The sequence below is a fragment of the Peribacillus frigoritolerans genome, assembly GCF_030676415.1.
Lineage (GTDB): Bacteria > Bacillota > Bacilli > Bacillales > DSM-1321 > Peribacillus > Peribacillus frigoritolerans_A.
Window position 1 is genome coordinate 12,409 of sequence record NZ_JAUUTW010000048.1, and the last position, 20,345, is coordinate 32,753.

At 42.1% G+C, this 20,345-nt stretch carries 20 protein-coding genes; 15 read left to right on the forward strand and 5 right to left on the reverse strand.

The annotated features are described in order from the left end of the window. The first annotated feature begins 199 nt into the window (after positions 1-199). From Q8G36_RS26475 to Q8G36_RS26520, 10 genes are all read left to right on the forward strand, one after another. Positions 200-400 carry a cold-shock protein gene (locus tag Q8G36_RS26475; protein ID WP_034304915.1) on the forward strand — a complete coding sequence of 67 codons (201 nt, stop codon included), beginning with the start codon at positions 200-202 and terminating at the stop codon, positions 398-400. 498 nt (positions 401-898) lie between these two features. Then, positions 899-1,270, forward strand: a complete 372-nt coding sequence (locus Q8G36_RS26480; protein WP_305162756.1) for an ArsR/SmtB family transcription factor — start codon at positions 899-901, stop codon at positions 1,268-1,270. Further along, complete coding sequence (locus Q8G36_RS26485; protein ID WP_305162755.1) at positions 1,263-3,386, forward strand: heavy metal translocating P-type ATPase; 2,124 nt, start codon at positions 1,263-1,265, stop codon at positions 3,384-3,386. The genes Q8G36_RS26480 and Q8G36_RS26485 overlap by 8 nt, the downstream gene beginning before the upstream one ends. 283 nt (positions 3,387-3,669) lie before the next feature. Then, positions 3,670-4,935, forward strand: coding sequence for a GTPase HflX (hflX, locus tag Q8G36_RS26490; protein WP_305162754.1), 1,266 nt, complete (start codon positions 3,670-3,672; stop codon positions 4,933-4,935). A 705-nt stretch (positions 4,936-5,640) separates the two neighbouring features. Next, positions 5,641-6,999 (forward strand): NAD(P)-dependent oxidoreductase, encoded by a 1,359-nt coding sequence (locus tag Q8G36_RS26495; RefSeq protein ID WP_370694128.1) that lies wholly within the window; start codon positions 5,641-5,643, stop codon positions 6,997-6,999. Between the two features lie 26 nt (positions 7,000-7,025). Next, positions 7,026-8,312 (forward strand): NAD-dependent dihydropyrimidine dehydrogenase subunit PreA, encoded by a 1,287-nt coding sequence (gene preA / locus Q8G36_RS26500; protein WP_305162752.1) that lies wholly within the window; start codon positions 7,026-7,028, stop codon positions 8,310-8,312. Between the two features lie 14 nt (positions 8,313-8,326). After that, positions 8,327-9,745 (forward strand): dihydropyrimidinase, encoded by a 1,419-nt coding sequence (hydA, locus tag Q8G36_RS26505; protein ID WP_305162751.1) that lies wholly within the window; start codon positions 8,327-8,329, stop codon positions 9,743-9,745. Between the two features lie 42 nt (positions 9,746-9,787). After that, positions 9,788-11,272: an NCS1 family transporter gene (locus Q8G36_RS26510; protein ID WP_305162750.1), complete on the forward strand. Its 1,485-nt coding sequence runs from the start codon at positions 9,788-9,790 to the stop codon at positions 11,270-11,272. Between the two features lie 16 nt (positions 11,273-11,288). Then, positions 11,289-11,504 carry a hypothetical protein gene (locus Q8G36_RS26515; protein WP_063236190.1) on the forward strand — a complete coding sequence of 72 codons (216 nt, stop codon included), beginning with the start codon at positions 11,289-11,291 and terminating at the stop codon, positions 11,502-11,504. A gap of 167 nt (positions 11,505-11,671) precedes the next feature. Beyond that, positions 11,672-13,306, forward strand: coding sequence for a PucR family transcriptional regulator (locus Q8G36_RS26520; protein ID WP_305162749.1), 1,635 nt, complete (start codon positions 11,672-11,674; stop codon positions 13,304-13,306). A gap of 126 nt (positions 13,307-13,432) precedes the next feature. Here the strand turns inward: Q8G36_RS26520 and yhfH (Q8G36_RS26525) are convergent, their stop codons facing one another. The 4 genes from yhfH (Q8G36_RS26525) to yhfH (Q8G36_RS26540) are packed head-to-tail and all read right to left on the reverse strand — an operon-like array spanning position 13,433 to position 14,073. Further along, on the reverse strand, positions 13,433-13,573 hold the full coding sequence (yhfH, locus tag Q8G36_RS26525; RefSeq protein ID WP_305162748.1) for a protein YhfH: 141 nt from the start codon (positions 13,571-13,573) through the stop codon (positions 13,433-13,435). A 28-nt stretch (positions 13,574-13,601) separates the two neighbouring features. Continuing rightward, positions 13,602-13,739, reverse strand: coding sequence for a protein YhfH (yhfH, locus tag Q8G36_RS26530; RefSeq protein ID WP_101225681.1), 138 nt, complete (start codon positions 13,737-13,739; stop codon positions 13,602-13,604). Positions 13,740-13,768: 29 nt separating this feature from the next. Further along, a complete protein-coding gene (gene yhfH, locus Q8G36_RS26535; RefSeq protein WP_096340823.1) occupies positions 13,769-13,906 on the reverse strand; it encodes a protein YhfH in 138 nt (45 codons plus the stop codon). Positions 13,907-13,935: 29 nt separating this feature from the next. Further along, positions 13,936-14,073: a protein YhfH gene (gene yhfH / locus Q8G36_RS26540; protein WP_082162914.1), complete on the reverse strand. Its 138-nt coding sequence runs from the start codon at positions 14,071-14,073 to the stop codon at positions 13,936-13,938. A gap of 383 nt (positions 14,074-14,456) precedes the next feature. Here yhfH (Q8G36_RS26540) and Q8G36_RS26550 point away from each other — a divergent pair, with 383 nt between their 5' ends. From Q8G36_RS26550 to Q8G36_RS26570, 5 genes are all read left to right on the forward strand, one after another. Further along, positions 14,457-14,603: a hypothetical protein gene (locus Q8G36_RS26550; protein WP_305162747.1), complete on the forward strand. Its 147-nt coding sequence runs from the start codon at positions 14,457-14,459 to the stop codon at positions 14,601-14,603. Between the two features lie 159 nt (positions 14,604-14,762). Next, positions 14,763-15,653, forward strand: coding sequence for a diacylglycerol/lipid kinase family protein (locus tag Q8G36_RS26555; protein ID WP_305162746.1), 891 nt, complete (start codon positions 14,763-14,765; stop codon positions 15,651-15,653). A 312-nt stretch (positions 15,654-15,965) separates the two neighbouring features. Continuing rightward, a complete protein-coding gene (locus tag Q8G36_RS26560; RefSeq protein WP_305162745.1) occupies positions 15,966-17,999 on the forward strand; it encodes a Na+/H+ antiporter in 2,034 nt (677 codons plus the stop codon). Positions 18,000-18,118: 119 nt separating this feature from the next. Further along, positions 18,119-18,631, forward strand: a complete 513-nt coding sequence (locus tag Q8G36_RS26565) for a GNAT family N-acetyltransferase (protein ID WP_305162744.1) — start codon at positions 18,119-18,121, stop codon at positions 18,629-18,631. Between the two features lie 186 nt (positions 18,632-18,817). After that, positions 18,818-20,203: a protoporphyrinogen oxidase gene (locus Q8G36_RS26570; protein WP_305162743.1), complete on the forward strand. Its 1,386-nt coding sequence runs from the start codon at positions 18,818-18,820 to the stop codon at positions 20,201-20,203. A 51-nt stretch (positions 20,204-20,254) separates the two neighbouring features. Here the strand turns inward: Q8G36_RS26570 and Q8G36_RS26575 are convergent. Continuing rightward, the coding region (locus Q8G36_RS26575; protein WP_142398304.1) for an IS3 family transposase at positions 20,255-20,345 on the reverse strand (91 nt) is incomplete at its 5' end.

Below are 20,345 nucleotides of genomic sequence, written 5' to 3' on the forward strand. Positions count from 1 at the left end.
CGAATTTAGAGAGTATTAAAAATTGCTGGAAAAAAGTTTATCCAAACTATTTGCAATCGCTACCATTTAATGTTATGCTTAGTCTTAATTATTTTTGTTCGGTACTAAGGATACTAAAAGTACTACTTTTCGTTTTCGATGATGACTTAGAGCAAGGATAGTAATACATTGTGCTTAGATGCACTAGGAGGCAACAACAATGGAACAAGGTAAAGTAAAATGGTTTAACGCAGAAAAAGGTTTTGGATTCATCGAACGCGAAAACGGAGACGACGTATTCGTACATTTCTCAGCTATCCAAAGCGAAGGCTTCAAATCTTTAGACGAAGGCCAAGAAGTTACTTTTGAAGTAGAACAAGGTCAACGCGGACCTCAAGCTTCTAACGTTCAAAAAGCATAATTTCAATAACAAAAAAAGACGGATCCTTATAGGGTCTGTCTTTTTTTGTTTTGTGAAAATACATAACAAAAAACCCTGCTCAATGAAAAGCAGGGTAAATGGTACAAGTAAAGTAAAACGCTTAAAAAGGTTTGACTAAGTATATCATAGTTTTTCAAAAAAATACTAAATTAAATATATTATACTTATCAAGGTATCGATAGGTAATTACTGAAATCACTGGATTGAAGGGACGTGGAGGAATTTATGTCCCTTCTTTTTTTTCGCCTGAAGATTAGGAAAGAGGACAGAGGACAGCGTGACCTTTTTGTTCAGCAAAATTCCAGGGGAGCAACGTGAAACAAAAAAACGATGGCCCACATATATAGACATAAGGGCACTTTCACTAAACTTGGTGGAAGGGGAAAAGGTTTTTATACATTCAAATATGGATTTGAATATTCAGGGAATTATGTTATATTATAATCAAACGAAAATTTGAATGAGAGGTGTGAGAAGATGACGGAACTGAAAGATATATGTGATGTCCACCTGCATGATGAAGTGAAGGTTAATCGCATTCAAGAGGAAATGAGCCAGGTGAATATAACCAGCATGTCGAAGCTGTTTAAAGTTATAGGCGATGAAAATAGGGCGAAGATAGCTTATGCGCTCTGTACGGACGAGGAATTGTGTGTGTGCGATCTGGCCAATATCATTGGTGCTTCGATGGCGACAACGTCACATCATCTTCGTACCCTTTATAAACACGCAATCGTAAAATTCCGAAAAGAAGGAAAGTTGGCTTTTTATTCTTTGGATGATCACCATATAAAGCAATTAATTCTTATTGCATTAGAACATCAGCAGGAGGTAAGGGTCGATGGCTGAGTCCCCATTAAAAACATATCGTATCCAGGGTCTATCCTGCACGAATTGTGCGGCTAAATTTGAGAACAATGTCCGTGAACTAGAGGGTGTGAAGGATGCCAAAATCAACTTTGGGGCATCGAAGATTTCGGTACAGGGCAGCGCGACTATCGAAGAGATTGAAAAGGCGGGGGCTTTTGATAACCTGAAGATCCGCGGCGAACAGGAACAGGTGAAGCAAAAGGAACCATTTTGGAAACAAAAAGAAAATATTAAAGTGGTGTTCTCGGTTATCCTTTTGCTAATCAGCTGGATATTGGATAATCGTTATGCTGATGGAAGCATCATGCCGGTAATCGGTTATGCGGCTGCAATCATAGTTGGAGGATATTCATTATTTGTAAATGGATTGAAAAATCTTGTCAGACTTCGCTTTGATATGCATACCCTTATGACGGTTGCCATCATCGGAGCGGCCGTGCTTGGTGAATGGGGCGAGGGCGCGACCGTCGTCATTCTATTTGCAATAAGTGAAGCATTGGAAAAATATTCGATGGATAAAGCCCGTAATTCCATCGAATCATTAATGAACATCGCACCTAAAGAAGCCCTGATCCGAAGGGGGCATCACGAAATGATGGTTGCTGTTGATGAGATTGAAGTGGGCGACATCATGATCGTTAAACCGGGTCAAAAGCTTGCTATGGATGGCAGGATCATGAAAGGGGCCTCGACACTTAATCAAGCAGCCATTACTGGGGAATCCGAGCCGGTTTTTAAAACGGTTGAGGGGGAAGTGTTTGCAGGAACCTTAAATGGTGAAGGGTTGCTCGAAGTGGAGGTCACGAAGCGAGTCGAGGATACGACGATTGCAAAAATCATCCACCTTGTTGAAGAAGCACAGGCCGAAAAGGCACCTTCCCAAGCCTTCGTGGATAAATTCGCAAAATTCTATACGCCGGCCATTATGCTCATTGCCTTGGCCATTGCCGTGTTACCCCCGATTGTGATGAACGGGGATTGGAGTGAATGGATTTACCGTGGGTTGGCTGTACTGGTTGTCGGTTGTCCTTGTGCTTTGGTCATTTCTACGCCCATCGCCATTGTGACAGCTATCGGAAATGCTGCGAAGCATGGTGTGCTGATTAAAGGCGGGGTCCATTTGGAGGAAGCAGGAGCCTTAAAGGCGATTGCGTTTGACAAAACGGGTACTTTAACAAAGGGTGTACCTGAAGTGACTGATTTCACAGTGTTATCGGATGTGTTGAATGAACAGGACGTGCTGGCTATCGCAGCTGCTTTAGAAAGCAGATCACAGCACCCCCTTGCCGCGGCCATTCTTCAAAAGGCGGAAAACCACGATGTGGACTATCATTCTTTATTGGTAGAGGATTTTACTGCGATCACTGGTAAAGGTATAAAAGGGAAAATCAATCAAGGAATCTATTATATTGGTAAACCCCACCTTTTTGAAGAAGAGGCAGGTATAGTTTTCTCTGATGATGTGCTTAAATTAATTAGCGGCTTTCAAAATGCAGGGAAAACGGTGATGGTGCTTGGCGATCAAGTGAAGCTCCTGGCACTCATCGCGGTGTCTGATGAAATAAGGGAAAGCAGTAAGGAAGCAATTCGGAAACTGCATGCATTGGGCATTGAAAAAACGATCATGCTGACTGGGGATAATATCGGAACTGCAAAAGCAATTGGAGCGGCAGCTGGCGTTCATGAGATTGAGGCGGAGCTATTGCCGCAAGATAAATTGACCATCATCAAACGATGGAAACAAAAATATGACCGAGTGGCCATGGTAGGCGATGGTGTCAATGATGCTCCGGCCTTGGCAGCTTCCACGGTAGGAATCGCAATGGGCGGGGCGGGTACAGATACGGCCCTTGAAACAGCCGATATTGCCTTAATGGGTGATGACTTATCGAAGCTGCCTTATACAATCCGCTTAAGCCGCAAGACGTTAAAAATCATTAAGCAGAACATCACGTTTTCATTGGTGATTAAAATCCTGGCCTTATTATTGATAGCGCCGGGCTGGTTAACGCTTTGGATGGCGATTTTTGCCGACATGGGTGCGACGTTATTAGTTACATTGAATAGTCTTAGGTTATTGAGAATAAAAGAATAGAATAATATGGGCTCCCTGGTGCATCTTAAGGTGCACCAGGGAGCTTTTATTTATGAGCTTTCCAATTGTTTCATGTGAAACTTTGAAAAAATTATTCGCTCCCGTTATTTTTTAGTTGAATTTTCCTTTTTAGTAAAAGAAAGTCCAATAAAAACACTTTGCTTGGGCTGCGATCGTTATGCAAAGTATGTCTGGTATGCTACAATGTGGCTGGCTTTTAGGCAGCATGATGGGTTTGTTTAAGTATAATATAGGGAGTAAGGATGTACGGAAGGGATTTGAAATGATGGAATTACAGCAGAGGGCAATCTTGGTTGGAGTTAATCTCAACGGTCAAAAGGATTTTGAGTATTCAATGGAGGAGTTGGCCAATTTAACGGAAGCATGTGAGGTAGAGGTTGCAGGGACCATCACACAAAATTTGCATCGGGTGAACTCATCACATTTTATTGGTACCGGGAAGATCGAGGAGGTAAAAAATCTCGTTGAGCATAAAGAAGCTAATGTCGTCATTTTTAATGATCAGCTCTCCCCTTCGCAACTTCGTAATCTGGAGAGGGACATGGATTGCAAGGTGATCGACCGGACAATCTTGATTCTGGACATCTTCGCGCATCGGGCGAAAACGAAGGAGGCACAGCTTCAGGTAGAAGTGGCAAAGCTTCAGTATATGCTCCCGCGTCTCGTTGGTTTGAGGGAGTCATTAGGGCGTCAGAGTGGCGGAGTCGGTACAAACAAAGGTGCAGGTGAAAAGCAGTTAGAGCTTGACCGCAGGAGAATCGAGGAAAATATAAGTGTTTTGAATAAAGAACTGGAAGACCTTGTTGCGCACCGGCAAACGCAGAGGAAACAGCGGAAAAAGAATGCCATCCCTGTCGTATCCTTAGTCGGTTATACAAATGCAGGTAAATCTTCGATCATGAATGCTCTGATTGAGATGTTCCATCCAACAGCCGAGAAGCAGGTGTTTGAGAAGGATATGCTGTTCGCTACGCTTGAAACATCCGTCCGAAACATTCCGCTGCCGGATAAAAAGGAATTTTTATTGACGGATACGGTGGGATTTGTGTCTAAATTGCCCCATCATCTCGTGAAAGCATTCCGATCCACATTAGAAGAAGTGGTAGAAGCGGATCTGTTGATCCATGTTGTCGATTTTTCCAATCCTAATCATGAGCAGCAAATAGAGATAACGGATAAGACTTTAAATGAGATAGGCATTAAAGGGATTCCAACGATTTTTGCCTATAATAAAGCGGACCTTACCGAATTGGAAATCCCCCAGGTTAATCGTGGCTCTGTGTATATGTCAGCAAAAAACAAAGTCGGCATCGAAGAATTGATAGATCAAATTCGCAGGCATATTTTTGTAGACTATACTCGCTGTGAAATGCTGATTCCATTTGATCAAGGACAGCTGGTTTCTTATTTCAATGAAAATGGTCACATAACGGAAACAGAATATGAGGAAATCGGATATCGAATAAAGCTTGAGTGCAAGAAAACGGATTATGAGAAATATAAACGATACGTTATTCATCCGGAATGAACCTGCCTGTTGATAAATTGTTAACGGCTTGTTGATAAGTGGAAAAGTCGATTTATTAATGTGGATAACTTTTGTTCAAATGCTTCCGTTCTGCAATAACAAAGAGAATAATGCCATATAATATGTGTATAAGTTGTGGATAAAATTGAAAAGCCCAGGAAACCAAGATTTGAGTTTCTGGGTTTTTTTATGTGGACAAAGTGTTGATAAGTAGGTTTTCAGAACAAATCATCCAAAGAGTATAGTAAGTATGATGAAAAGTAAGTTTGAATGTAGAAAAATGACGATGTTTATCACTTATTGTTAGGAAATATAACATGAATATTACATATTGCATATCTAGCGTCTGGAAATACTTTACACTTTGTATAATGTAACTTACTTTTTAACATTATAAAATAAAGAATACTCAATTCTCGGATTTATCATCAGGATTTGAGTTTTTAAGATTAGTAGGGGGGGCTTTTTATGGCCGAAGGAAGCAGGGACCGAGGCGTGACCAATGAGAGAATGATAGAAAATAATAAACAAAACGAAAATTTTGGCTGGGAAATCGCCATGACTGTTAGTTGAATAAATTGATGAAAACCATGTTGGCAATGCTTTCAATCGTTTAAATATGAGGACAGTAGAGAGAAATGCATGCAATTCCTCCCTTTTTATTTTTCAAAAATAAATGTTTGGAAGGAGAAATAGTAGATGAGTATGACGAGCCCGTTAAAAGGTGGCCTAGAGATTAACTTTCAGGAGGCGGAGAGGGGCTTATCCCCAAGGGAAGCTTTGGAAGAATCAAATCGATGTTTATACTGCTATGATGCCCCATGTATTCAAGCCTGTCCGACCGGAATAGATATTCCAGGTTTTATCAAGAAGATAGCTTCAGGTAATTTTAAAGGGTCGGCCAAGACAATCATGACAGCCAATCCTGTCGGTGCCAGCTGTGCGCGGGTATGTCCGACTGAAGAGTTATGTGAGGGGGCATGTGTCCTGAACCATTCTACAAAGCCAATCATGATTGGCAATCTCCAGCGTTATTCCACAGATTGGGCCATCCAAAATAAACAAGCCCTATTCAAGGCCGGGAAGAAGAATGGCAAAAAAGTTGCCATTGTAGGAAGCGGTCCAGCGGGCTTGTCTGCAGCAAGGGAATTAGCCTTGCTTGGCTACAGTGTAACCATTTTCGAAGCTGAAAAGAATCCAGGCGGACTAAATACTTACGGAATTGTATCGTTCCGTTTGCCTCAGAGCATTTCTTATTGGGAAGTTGAACAAGTAAAGAGTTTGGATGTTGATATTAAAACGAATACACGGGTCGGAGTGGATGTTTCCGCAAATCAGCTGACTGCCGACTATGATGCGGTCATTTTAGCGATCGGCATGTCCGATGTTCCTAAGCTTGGAATTGAAGGGGAGGATTTGGCTGAAGTTTATGATGCAATCGATTTCGTAAAAGCAACGAAAACGGAGGCGATCACTGATAAATTCATTGGGAAGAAAATGGCGGTAATAGGGGCTGGAAACACGGCGATCGATGCCGCGACCTGCTCTGTCCGCCTGGGCGCCGAACAGGTGAGCATTATTTATCGTCGTACCCAAAAGGAAATGACAGCCTATGATTTTGAATATGAATTTGCCAAACAAGAAGGTGTCGGATTTCACTGGCTGACTGCCCCCTCCAGGATCCTATCGGATGAAAGCGGTCAGGTTACGGGCATCGAGTGCGTGAAGATGGTGCTTAGCGAGGCGGGGGAAGATGGCCGGCGCCGTCCAGTCCAAATTTCAGGATCAGAGTTCATCATACCGGTCGATGGTGTCATTCGTGCTATAGGCCAATCCAGGTATGTAGGATTGATTGAACAGTTCGGCATTCAACATGATGATGGTGTCGTAACATTGGAGGGGGATTCCTACAGGACATCGAATGAAAAGGTTTTTGCGTGCGGTGACGTGATCTTCGGAAAAGGCCAAGGAGAGGCAATGGTTGTTTCAGCTGCCCAGCAAGGGAAGAAGACAGCCTATGAAATTGATTCAATTTTGATGGGCGAAGCGGTGGAAATTGCTTAATAACTATGAAAATTAGGAGGCTTATCATGGCTGATTTATCAATTGATCTTGCAGGTATTAAATCTCCCAATCCTTTTTGGCTTGCTTCAGCACCACCTACTAACTCGGGTTATCAAGTCCAGCGCGCATTTGAAGCTGGCTGGGGTGGAGCTGTTTGGAAGACATTGGGTGATCCCATCCTGAATGTCTCATCACGTTTTGCAGCGGTCAGCTTTAATGGACAGAGAGTTGCCGGGTTCAACAATATAGAATTGATTACGGATCGTCCGCTTGAAGTGAATCTGAAAGAAATATATGAAACGAAGAAGAGGTTCCCTGATCATGCAATCATTGCATCGGTGATGGTGGAGCCACAACAGGAAAAGTGGCATGAAATCATCAAGCGAATAGAAGATGTAGGGGTCGATGGTTACGAGTTGAACTTTGGCTGCCCGCACGGTATGGCAGAGCGTGGGATGGGAGCTGCGTCGGGACAGGTTCCCGAACTTGTGGAAAAGCAAACATACTGGGCGAAGGAAGCTGCATCCAAACCCGTCATCGTCAAGCTTACACCCAATATAACCGACATTACGGTTACGGCTGAAGCGGCGGTGCGCGGCGGTGCGGATGCAATAAGCATGATCAATACGATCAACAGCTTGGCAGGAGTGGATATCCATTCATGGAATACGATTCCCCATGTAGGCGGCAAGGGGGCTCACGGAGGGTATTGTGGCCCCGCTGTGAAGCCGATCGCTTTGAATATGGTGGCAGAGTGTGCAAGGAATAAAATGATCAATGTTCCCATTTCCGGAATAGGCGGCATTTCAAATTGGCAGGATACAGTGGAATTTTTATTGATGGGTTCGACTGGAGTGCAAATTTGTACGGCTGCCATGCATCACGGTTTTAGAATAGTAGAAGACTTTATTGATGGCCTGTCCAATTACCTTGATGAAAAAGGGATTTCCTCCGTGATGGATATTGTCGGTAAGTCCGTGCCGCGCTATTCCGATTGGGGGAATTTAGATCTTAATTATAAGGTCGTTGCGCGCATTAATAATGATGTGTGCATTAACTGCAATAAATGCCATATTGCGTGTGAAGATACATCTCATCAATGTATAGATATGTTAAAGGACACGTCGGGCAGCTCCTTCTTGAGAGTGCGCGAAGAAGATTGCGTAGGCTGTAATCTTTGCTCGATCGTCTGTCCGGTCGATGGGGCGATCGATATGATCGAATTGACAAATGAATTACCGCCAATGACATGGAATGAACGCCAATCGTTCCTTGGGGGAATAAGCAGTGAAAGTGTTGATTTCGTAAAATGATGGAGGGGTCGAATATGAAGAAAATCATTAAAAATGGAACGATTGCAACCGCTGCAGATACGTATCAAGCGGATATATTGATTGAAAATGAGAAGATTGCAATGATTGGCAAGGACCTGCCGACTGAGGGGGCCGAAATTATTGATGCAAAAGGCGCATATATTTTTCCTGGGGGCATTGATCCGCATACCCATCTCGATATGCCATTTGGCGGGACAACGACAAAGGATGATTATGAAACGGGTACGATTGCTGCTGCATATGGAGGCACGACAACGATCATCGACTTTTGTTTGACCGAAAAAGGGGTGCCGTTAAAGAAAGCAATAGAAACATGGCATGAAAAGGCCAATGAAAAAGCGGCCATAGATTATGGCTTTCATTTAATGATCAGTGAGATTAATGATGATGTATTGGCTGAGTTGCCAAGTATCATCGATAATGAAGGGATTTCTTCCTTTAAAGTGTTCATGGCTTATAAGAATGTTTTTCAAGCTGATGATGCCACGCTATACCGCACTTTGTTGCAAGCAAAGGAACTTGGCGCACTTGTCATGGTTCATGCTGAAAATGGTGATGTGATCGATTATCTTACAAAGCAGGCGCTTGCTGAAGGTAACACCGATCCAATTTACCATGCATTAACAAGGCCGCCGGAGCTTGAAGGGGAAGCAACTGGACGGGCAGCTATACTGACGGAAATGGCAAATGGTCAGCTCTATGTCGTTCATGTCACCTGTGAAGATGCGGTTGAAAAGATCACTGAGGCAAGAAATAAAGGGGTGGATATTTGGGGGGAGACTTGTCCGCAATATTTGGTTCTTGACCAGTCTTATCTTGAAAAGCCCCATTTCGAAGGATCTAAGTATGTATGGTCCCCTCCGTTAAGGGAGAAGAAAAACCAGGAAGTGCTATGGAATGCTTTGAAGATGGGACAGCTGCAAACGATCGGCTCCGATCAATGCTCTTTTGATTTTAAGGGACAGAAGGAACTTGGACGTGAAGATTTCACGAAAATACCGAACGGAGGCCCAACGATTGAGGACCGCATGAGTATCCTCTTTTCTGAAGGGGTCATGAAAGAGCGTATTACCTTGAATCAGTTCGTCGACATGACCTCTACGCGTGCTGCCAAACTATTTGGATTATTCCCTAAGAAAGGGACGATTGCAGTAGGTTCGGATGCTGATATTGTCATTTTTGACCCGAAAGTTGAAAGGGCCATTTCTGCAGAAACTCACCACATGGCTGTGGATTATAATGCGTTTGAAGGTATGGAAATTACAGGTGAACCGGTTTCCGTTTTATCGAGAGGTCAATTTGTCATTAAAGACAAACAATTTGTAGGCGAAGCTGGAAAAGGGCAATTCTTGAAAAGGGCAAAATATAATGCGGCGCTGAAGCCGGATACAGGGAAAAGGCTTCCAGTCTGACTTCGGTAAGGAATCTTGCAAATTAATATAGGGGGATTTTATATGGGTGAGAAGAAAGATTATTTAAAGTCTCCCGATTTGCTGCCTATACCTCATAGTGAGAAAAACATAAGTGCAGCCGGATTTGGTTTCATTTGGGTGGGTATGGCTGTAGTATTGGCTGCCTTCGCAATCGGTGGGAACGGTGTTCAAAGTTTATCCTTAGGCTGGGTCGTTCTTGCAACGGTCATTGCCTGTGTGGTTCTCGGCTTTTTGATGACAATGACAGGGGATATTGGTGTTGAACATGGAATATCATTCCCAGTCTATATGAGAGCGCCGTTCGGTACGATTGGCACCCACATCCCTTCGGTTGTACGGGGGTTTGTAGCGTCATGCTGGTTCGGCCTCAATACTTACTTTGGAGCTACTGCTATGAATGCTATCTTCACAACCCTTTTTGATTTTGATAATTGGTTTATCTGCTTCCTCATTTTTGCGGTTTTACAATTAGTCAACACGGCAATGGGAATAAAGTCGATAGAACGATTCGCCGACTTGGCGGCGCCCGTCATCATTTTAATTTCTGGCTGGATGTATTTCACTCTATCCGATCAGGCTGTGGCCCAAGGAAGAGATGTATGGTCCTGGATTGAAAGTCCGGTCACTGGAGGGGCTGCCGCCACGGCTTTCATGGTCGTCATTATGGCAAATATGGGATTTTGGGGCACGTTGACTGCAGATATGCCCACGCTTTCCCGCTATATAAAGGCACCAAAGAATGAAAAAAATTGGTTCAAGCGCAATAAGGGGCAAATAATTGGGAATATTATCACCTATCCCATCACTCAGACGTTCATGGTGATTATCGGAGCGGTTTCTTATATGGCTGTTTCCAATTATGATCCTGTAGTTGCCATACAGGGATCAGCAAGTGGAATTGCTCTCGGCGTCCTTTTAATCATGATCGTATTTGCTCAATGGTCGACGAATACTACGGCCAATGTCATTCCCGCAGCTACCATTTTTTCTAATGTCATGGGTCCTAAAATGCCATTTTGGGCGGGAGTCGTTGTAGCGGGGGTTATTGGGGTAGTAGTTCAGCCATGGAGCCTGTTCGGCATCATAATAGAAGTTTTATTAATAATAGGCGGAATCCTGGCATCCATTGTCGGCATCCTGGTAGCGGATTACTATTTCCTCCGTAAACGGCGGGTAAATGTACAAGAACTCTATGAGAGTGAAGGCCAGTATAAATACTTGAATGGAGTGAATTGGGCAGGAATCATTTCTTGGGTGATTGGTGGAATCGGTGCCACGATTTTTTCGAATTACTCGTTTATCATTGGCTTTGTTCTCGGCGGTGCAAGTTATTATATATTAGCTAAGTATTGGTGGTTCAAGAAATATGAACAAGCTGAAATCATTGATCCCAGCGATGAGAAATATTTAGGTATTTCCGTAGGCAGGGATTGGAAAATCGGAAAAGGTCCAGAACTTGAGGAAGAGATGGTTTTTACGGCTTCAACGGGCAAGGAGAACGTATGAAAAAGGGGGAATGGAAATGTCCGAATATCAAGAATATCGCTTAGAAAGGGAACAAATCGATTTTTTACTTGAAAGAGGATATCGAATCACCCGGGTTTCCGAAAGTTTAAGTGGAGCTTTTCTCGATTTTGAACTGATTGAAGGAACGAAGCAGGAATGGAAGCAATTGAACATCAAAACCCCGGAGGGAAGGAAATACTTCTCTACATTGCTTTTCAAAAAGTTGAATTGAAATAGTTATGGACCGGGCCTATTCCTCACGAATGGGTCCTTTTTCTTGTACCTGTTCGAGTTTTTTGTAGAATTTTGACGTTGGATTTTCTAACAAGTTGTCTGGAGATTTAAGGGTTGTCCGTTTATAATAGATTTTAAAGCAGTTTTATAAAAGGATGTGGATGGATGAATACATCGATTACAATCGAGGAAATTCTAACACGCAAGCATTTTAATCTGACGGATATAATTGCAGGTAGCAGTGGGATAAAGCGTCAAGTGAAGTGGGTCCACTGCATGGAAGTCACCCAAATCAGCCATTTGTTAAATGGAAACGAACTGATTCTGACTACCGGTTTAGGGTGGAAAGATTGCGATGACACATTTCTATCCTACTTAAGACAGTTAATTGAATGCGATGCAGCTGGACTCTGTATAGAGATTGGCGCCAACACCATGGCAGTGCCGCAATGTGCCATTGATCTCGCAAATGAACGGCAATTCCCTATCATCCTATTTCATGAAGAAGTCCCTTTCGTAGAAATCACGCAGGATATTCATTCCCTTATCATCAATAAACAATATCAGATGATCTCCAACTTAGAAAACTACTCCCAGCAGTTAAATAAAAATCTCCTCGAAATTGACCATCATGAATCCATTCTAAAATTTCTCCACAGCTATTTAAATGTACAGGTTATTCTTATCTTTAATGAAAATGATATAGCCAGCATTCCAAAAATAAAGAAAAAAGTAACCTATCAAATGGTAGCGGACATATACGGAGAGAAGCGGAAATTGGATAAAACCGTTCTTGGACAGCCGATTCAAGTGCTCGGTGAAAATTATGCGGAACTGCTCATTTGCAGCAGCGACAGAGAGTTGACTGATTTTGATTCACTGATTTTGGATCGAACGGCTACCGCATTGGCACAGCATCTATTAAGAGAGTTATATATAGAAGAAAAGAAAATGTCGGAAGAAAGTATATGGCTTACAAATTGGATTGAAGGTGAATATAACGATGAAGCAATCCGGGAGAGGCTTTCCTATATTGATCCGAAAATGCAGTTGGATGGCGGAATTGTTTGCATTTGCAAACAACACCCAAAGTATAATAAAGGTTCCACAAAATTAGATGGAACCTATTTTAAGATAATGTTTAGAACGGTTTTTGAACAGTACGGCTTTCAGATATTTTCCATGGAAATACATCAACATCTTGTTTTTATCTTAGGTGATAATCGTTCATCTGAAGATTGGAAATCAAGGGTTTCAAGCGCGGTCGATCGAATCATGAAAATGGATGTAAGCGGGCGTAATCGTATGGGTCAACTTACCATTGGGTTTGGAAAGCATGTTCAAAAGTTAAGTGAGATTTATAAAAGTTATGAAACGGCCCGTGAGACTTTGCTGCTTCAGGATACACTGCCAGAGGATAACAGGAGCTTCTTTTATCAGGACTTACATATGCATCGCATGATTTCGCTCATAAATAAACATGGTAATCTGGAGGAAACGGTGTACGAGTATTTAGGTCCGGTCATTGAATATGACAAACAAAACAATGGTGAGTTAATGCCTACCCTGAAGACCTATCTTGCTTGTAACGGTTCTAAACAGGAAACATCGAAACAACTATTCATTGTCCGGCAAACGCTATATCATAGGCTTGAAAAATTGGAGAAACTGCTAGGTTCTGATTTTATGCGATCAGATAAGCGTCTAGGCCTTGAATTCATGATTTTTGCATTGGACTTCTTACAATACAGCAGCAGGAAGATCAGTGGAAAATATGTAGACAAATATATTGGGAGATAAAAAATAAGTACGGTTGAAGGGTGTCCCAAAGGCATCCTTTTTTATATGCAAGGAAAGGGGAGCTAATACAAGGTAAATGCTGACATCAAATTGGCCTATATGGCTTCTTGATGTCAGCATCTTTTATTAATATTCATCTTTTTTGGAAAGGCAGCGGTCACATTCCAAGAGGTAGGATTCAGCTTGTTCAGTGATATGGGTCCCGCATTCCGTACATTGTTTAGGCGGCAGTGTCCTGAAGAATTCCAATGGGTTTTTAGTTTGCATGATGATTCCTCCTTATGATTTGGTTTAATCAGTCTTCATGTTTCGAAAGGCAGTGATCACATTCCATTAAGTAGGATTCAGCTTGTTCAGTGATATGGGTCCCGCACTCCGTACATTGTTTAGGCGGCAGTGTCCTGAAGAATTCCAATGGGTTTTTAGTTTGCATGATGATTCCTCCTTTTTGATTTGGTTTAATCAGTCTTCGCGTTTGGAAAGGCAGTAGTCACATTCCATTAAGTAGGATTCAGCTTGTTCAGTGATATGGGTTCCGCACTCCGTACATTGTTTAGGCGGCAGTGTCCTGAAGAATTCCAGTGGATTTATAGTTTGCATGGTGGTTCCTCCTTTTTGATTTGGTTTAATTAGTCTTCGCGTCTGGAAAGGCAGCGGTCACATTCCATTAAGTAGGACTCAGCGTGCTCAATAATATGGTCACCGCACTCGGGGCAATGTTTAGCAGGGATATTGTTAAAAAACTCAATGGATTTTTTCATTTGCATGGTATTTCCTCCTTTTATTGTTAGATATATTTATCGATCGCTTTATTCTTCACGTTTGGAAAGGCAGCGATCGCATTCCATCAGATAGGAATCTGAGTGGTCCACATGTGTTTCACCACATTCCGGGCAATGTTTAAATGAATCGATTATTAATAAATCTGATTGATTTGCTTGCATGTCTCGCTCCCTTTCTTTATAGTACAGTTTTTGATGTTTGCTTGTTGTTATAATACAGTATATACCCGAATTTGGAAAATGTATAGGTATTTTACAGAAAATTTGAAATTTATTTCGCAGATAGTCTCAAAACCCTATAGGAAAGGGATTTGTCACCTGTTTTTTTGTATGTTTTTCTTCAAGGGAAGTAGGAGATTGAAGAAATAATGCTTTTTATAAAAGGAAAAAACAAAAAGGGAGCGAAAGGGACAGACAATTTTCAATTGATTGAGATAGGTATTAATGTAACAGATGATGAACAGGAAAGTTCAGTGATCAATGAATGCCTGTTTCACAGTCCATGTAACATATAAGAGCTTGTTCTGAAATGTCAGCAAAATTCAAGTGGCAGCGAATATTTGTGAGTTACTGGGAAAATGCTTATTCAGCAATCAGAAAAATTGTCCGTGTGGTTTTAGTACATCAGTAAAGAGGTAACATGCTAGTAGAAGTACAATAATGGGAGGTAGCATATGCCGAAAGCGATGATTATCATCAATCCATCTTCAGGTAAGGAAAAGGCAGGAAAGATTTTGCCGAAAGCGGAAAAGGCACTTGGTGAAATTTTTGATGAGGTATGCGTTCGTAAAACGGAAGGAGAGGGGGATGCTACGGATTTTGCTAAGGAGGCATGTGCAGGAAGGTTCGATGCTGTCATTTCCATGGGTGGGGATGGAACGGTGAACGAGATAGTGAATGGCATGGGTGAGCAGCAACATCGGCCTATTTTCGGAATCATTCCACTAGGAACCATCAATGATTTCGCGAGATCATTAGGAATACCCCTGAATCCCAATGCAGCCATTGAGATATTAAAGGATATGCATATTAAGGAATCGGACATAGGGAAGATCAATGATCGTTACTTCATGAATGTGTTGGCAGTAGGGGCGATCGCCGAGGCTACCTATAATGTTACCGTTGAACAAAAAACCCGTCTGGGGTCTTTTGCCTATTTCATTGAAGGAGCAAAAGCGATCATTAAAAAGACTCCGTTTCCTTTAACGGTTGAACATGATCAGGGAAAGTGGATGGGCGAGGCTCATTTACTAATTGCCACAATGACTAACTCTGTCGGCGGTTTCGAACAACTTGCACCAGAGGCGGAAGTGAATGATGGAAAGCTGCACACATTCATCATTAAGGATTTATCTCTTCCTCTCATCGTCAAGATCATTCCCAGTTTAATTAGGGGGGAGATCAAGGGGCATGACGAAGTTGAATATATTAAAACATCCAAGCTCCATTTAGCCACATCAGAGGAACTTGCAGTCAATATCGATGGCGATGAAGGCATTCTTCTTCCTTTCCAGGCAAAAGTACTGCACAAACATCTGCGTCTCTTTGTCCCGGGAACTAAATAAGTTTTTTAGTTGTCTTTTCACAAAGACCATTGTCTTTCATCATGTGGGAAAAGCTGATTATGGTTAGCCATTCAGCTTTTTTCTGTTTTATGCGGTTACCCAAGTTTGTTGATGGAGTTGATATTGTATACATCCAATCACCTCGATCTTCATGATGGTTCATCGCGCACAACGTAAGCTCCTTTGCTTTCATGAAAGGTATCATTATTCAGGAGGTTTCTAGGTTAGAATAGTTAATGCATGAATGAATGGGGATAAATATGTTACGCTTATAGTTATGATAATAGATGAGAGAGGAAGTTTGATGTTTGTATGGAGTTTTTTCTTGTTATATTAGCGCTTCTTATATTGATTGGAGTGTCTAATGTAATTAACCATTTTATACCCTTTATACCCGTACCATTAATACAAATAGCACTGGGTGTCATTTTGGCACTTTTACCTCTGGGTATGCATGTTGAGATGGAGACGGAATTATTTTTACTATTATTCATCGCACCCCTATTATTCAATGATGGCAAAAATGTACCCCGGACAGCACTATGGAAGTTGAGAGCACCCATTCTGATGCTTGCACTAGGCCTGGTATTCCTAACGGTTTGGGCAGGCGGGTATTTAATTAATTGGATGATCCCTTCGATACCATTGCCGGCAGCGTTCGCATTGGCGGCCATTTTGTCACCTACGGATGTAGTGGCAGTAAGTGCTTTGGCGAGTCGGGTCAAGTTACCGAAGAGCATCATGCACCTTCTCGAAGGCGAAGGGCTCATGAATGATGCCTCAGGTTTAGTTGCCTTTAAGTTTGCCGTTGCAGCTACAGTCACTGGTGTTTTCTCCTTAGTCGACGCAACCTTCAGTTTCATATGGATTGCAATTGGTGGGTTTGTAGGTGGAGCGATACTAGCTTTCATCATTATCAGGCTTCGTGTATTTCTTCGCCGTTTAGGGATGGAAGACGTCACGATGCATATGCTGATCCAAATCCTAACTCCTTTTATTATTTTCCTCGCTGTGGAACATTTCCACCTTTCAGGGATTTTAGCAGTCGTGGCTGGGGGAATTGTCCATGCCATTGAACGAGATCGGGAAATATCACCAACTTTAGAACTTCAAGTCGTTTCAAAGAGTACATGGTCCGTCATTTTATATGTATTGAATGGTCTTGTATTCGTTTTGCTTGGCTTGCAAATCCCAAGCGTTGCGAAAACTATCTTTCAAGATCCAGCCTTCAATAATGGACAAGTGATCCTTTATATCGTGATCATTACACTTTTCCTTTTCGCTTTACGATTCATTTGGCTTACAGCTGCCTGGTCGATTGGCTGGATGACGAAAAAAGCGGGAGCCCAAAAACCAGACTTCAAAGCGGCTGGAATCATTACCATTTCCGGTGTTCGCGGAGCTGTGACGTTAGCGGGTTCGTTCTCGATTCAATATGTGTTGGCAGATGGAAGTCCTTTTCCTGAGCGTTCGTTAATCATTTTCATTGCAGCAGGTGTCATATTGCTGACACTGATTGTTGCGAGTGTATTTCTGCCAATCGTGGCACGGTCAGAAGAAGAGGAAGTGGTGGACAAGCAGGCTGACAAAACGAAAGCTGCTGCCATTCACTCACATCAAGCCGCTATTCGGGTGATTGAGTCCCAAATGACAGATGAAAACCGGGAAGCGTCTTTGTCGATCATTTCCAGGTACTGTACCAAGATCAATGAACTGTCCTATGTAGAACAGGAGAAAGAACCGGCTGCATTAAGGGAAGAAGAGAAGGATCTTCGTTTCAAGGCCCTTGAAGCAGAGCAAAGATTCCTGGATAAACTCATTAAGGATGAAAAAGTGGACAGGGAAACGGCATATATATGCAAGGAATACATCCAGCGTATGGAAGGTGCCGTAACAAATCGACTGAAGTTCCGTTTTTTCAGGTCAGTAACGCTTTTCAGAAGAAGTATGCTGAGGGTTTTAAAATTATTTTTCCCTAATAAAAACGAAATAAGAAAAATCAATCTTGAGAGATTGGAAAAAGTCAGGGATCTTAAAATCAGGATGTATAAAGCTGCCATCCAAGAGATACAAGCCGGAATTACATCCGATAATCATAAGACATCCTCGATGATCATAGATGAGTATAAAGTGTTGATTTTAAAATGCAAACGTGAAAATAGAGGCAGTACCCCGAGTAAAATGGCCGATTATGAAAGAGAGCTGTTCTATAAAGCGATCCAGGCAGAACGGGACGAAGTGCAGGATATGTTTGAAAAACGACAAATCTCCCGTGATGTTGCCAACATACTCCGCCAGCAAATCAATTTACGGGAAGCACTGACAATCAATGAAAATTCACACTGATTAACAGAAGGGGCACTGCCGATATATTCGGCAGTGTTCCTTCCGGTTTATGAAGGGAATATCGGACGGGGCATCGAATCATTATTGTATCCAATAATTGATGAAAGAGGCTGTGCTTAATGGAAAAGGAAATCGAAACCATCACCTTAACTCCTTATTTACCGGAACATCTTCACGAGCTTTCCGAGTTCTATTTACCGGGTACACAAACCCCTTTTTCAGCTTTGCCCGAAGAGTCACTGAAATATTGCCGGGAAGATTGCGACAGGCACCCTATCGTAATATTGGCCGAAGGTATCCCTGTTGGCTTTTTCGTTTTACACATTGGCGGGAACATCACTTCTTTCACCAACAATAAAAAAGCGATATTACTCCGTGGATTTCTTGTTGATCAAAAACATCAGGGCAAAGGGGTTGCGAAGAAAGCCTTGCAAATCCTTCCGGAATTTGCAAAAGGGATTTTTCCAAACAAGGATTCGATCATTCTGGCAGTGAACGTCATGAATGTGATGGCAAAAACGCTTTATGCAAAATCGGGGTATCAGGATACAGGGATTCAAAAAGAAGGCAGAAGCGGGTTGATGGAGATAATGGAATATAGATTAGATACGATGAACAAGGATATGGAATAAGGAACGAATAACAAATATTATATGATGGCATGTAGACTTTTCTAATGAGGGGAGGTCTTTTTTTTGTCCAATTTGTTACAGGCTTCATTATGAAACGAATGAATTAGAAGGGCCGCTTTTAATAATGCCGCTGCCTTATGGTACACTTTACTTAATGCAAAATTCGTTAATCGAGGTGTAGTCCTAATGAAAACAGTCGTAGTCGTAGGTGGAGGCATTACCGGTTTATCAACCATGTACTATTTACAAAAAACAGTTAAAGCAAGGAGTCTCTCCGTACGATTAATATTAATAGAAGGAAATGAGGATCTTGGCGGTAAAATCAGGACTGTGCACGATGGTCCTTTTAAAATTGAAGCGGGTGCCGATTCGATTGTCGCCAGGAAACAGAATATAAAACCATTTCTTAAGGAATTGAACCTAGAGGATCAAGTTGTCTATAATGCGACGGGAAAATCATTTATCCATACAGATGGGGTGCTGAAGGGAATCCCGGAAGATGCCCTATTCGGAATCCCAATGAGCCTGGAGTCGCTGGCGAAAAGTGATCTCGTTTCCGCCCAAGGGAAGGTTGAAGCCTTAAAGGATTTCTATACAAAAAATGAGACGTTTACGAAGAATGACTCAATTGGTTTATTTCTTGAAAGCTTCTTAGGTAAGGAATTGGTGCAAAAACAGATATCGCCTGTCCTATCGGGTGTTTATTCAGGGAAATTAAATGAATTGACCATTGCCAAAACACTGCCAGAGATGCTGGATTATAAAAATGAATATGGCAGTATAATACGCGGTCTATCGGAAAATAAGCAGAAATACCAAAGCAAGGGAAATAAGAAGTTCCTTTCGTTTAAAAATGGCTTATCAACATTGGTTGAACGAATTGAGGAAAGTCTCGATATGGTGGAGATTTTAAAAGGGGTCAGTGTAGATAAAATTGGAAGAAATGATGAGGGGTATATCATTTCATTGGCAAACGGTGAAACGCTGAAAACGGACTTCATCGTATTGAGTACACCGCATACTGTTGCCCAGAAATTATTGGGTGATCCGGAGTTGGATGAAGACTTCGACGGCTTGATCAATAGTTCGATGATCAGCGTTTATCTTGGATTCGATATCCCGGACAGCAGGCTTCCTAAAGACGGGACAGGTTTCATTGCAGGTGATAATAGTGATTTGATCTGCAATGCATGTACCTGGACAAGCCGGAAATGGGAGCATACTTCTGAAAACAGTCAGCTTTTGGTAAGGCTTTTTTATAAAAGCTCAAGTCCGGACTATGAACGATTACGGTCCCTTACAGAGCAGGAATTGATTCAGGTGGCTTTACGCGACATTAAAAACAGTCTAAGCATTTCTGGGAATCCAATTACAAGTGAAGTGACGAAATGGCATGAAAATATGCCGAACTACCATATTAAACATCCTCAAATCGTTCAGTCCCTGGAGGCGAAAATTTCCGAGAATTACCCGAATGTTTTACTTGCGGGCTGTTCATATAATGGTGTCGGAATACCGGACTGTATTACTGATGGGGAAAACAAAGCGCAAGAGATATGTCTGAAGTTGTAAAAGGGGACTGCCAGGTTGAAGTGAACCCAAAAAGTTAGACACTTTATTTACTTAGGCAGCCTTGAGGGCATGAACCCGGTAATCTACCGGGCTCATGCCTTTTAATTTTACCTTGATTCGTTGATGATTGTAGTAATGGATA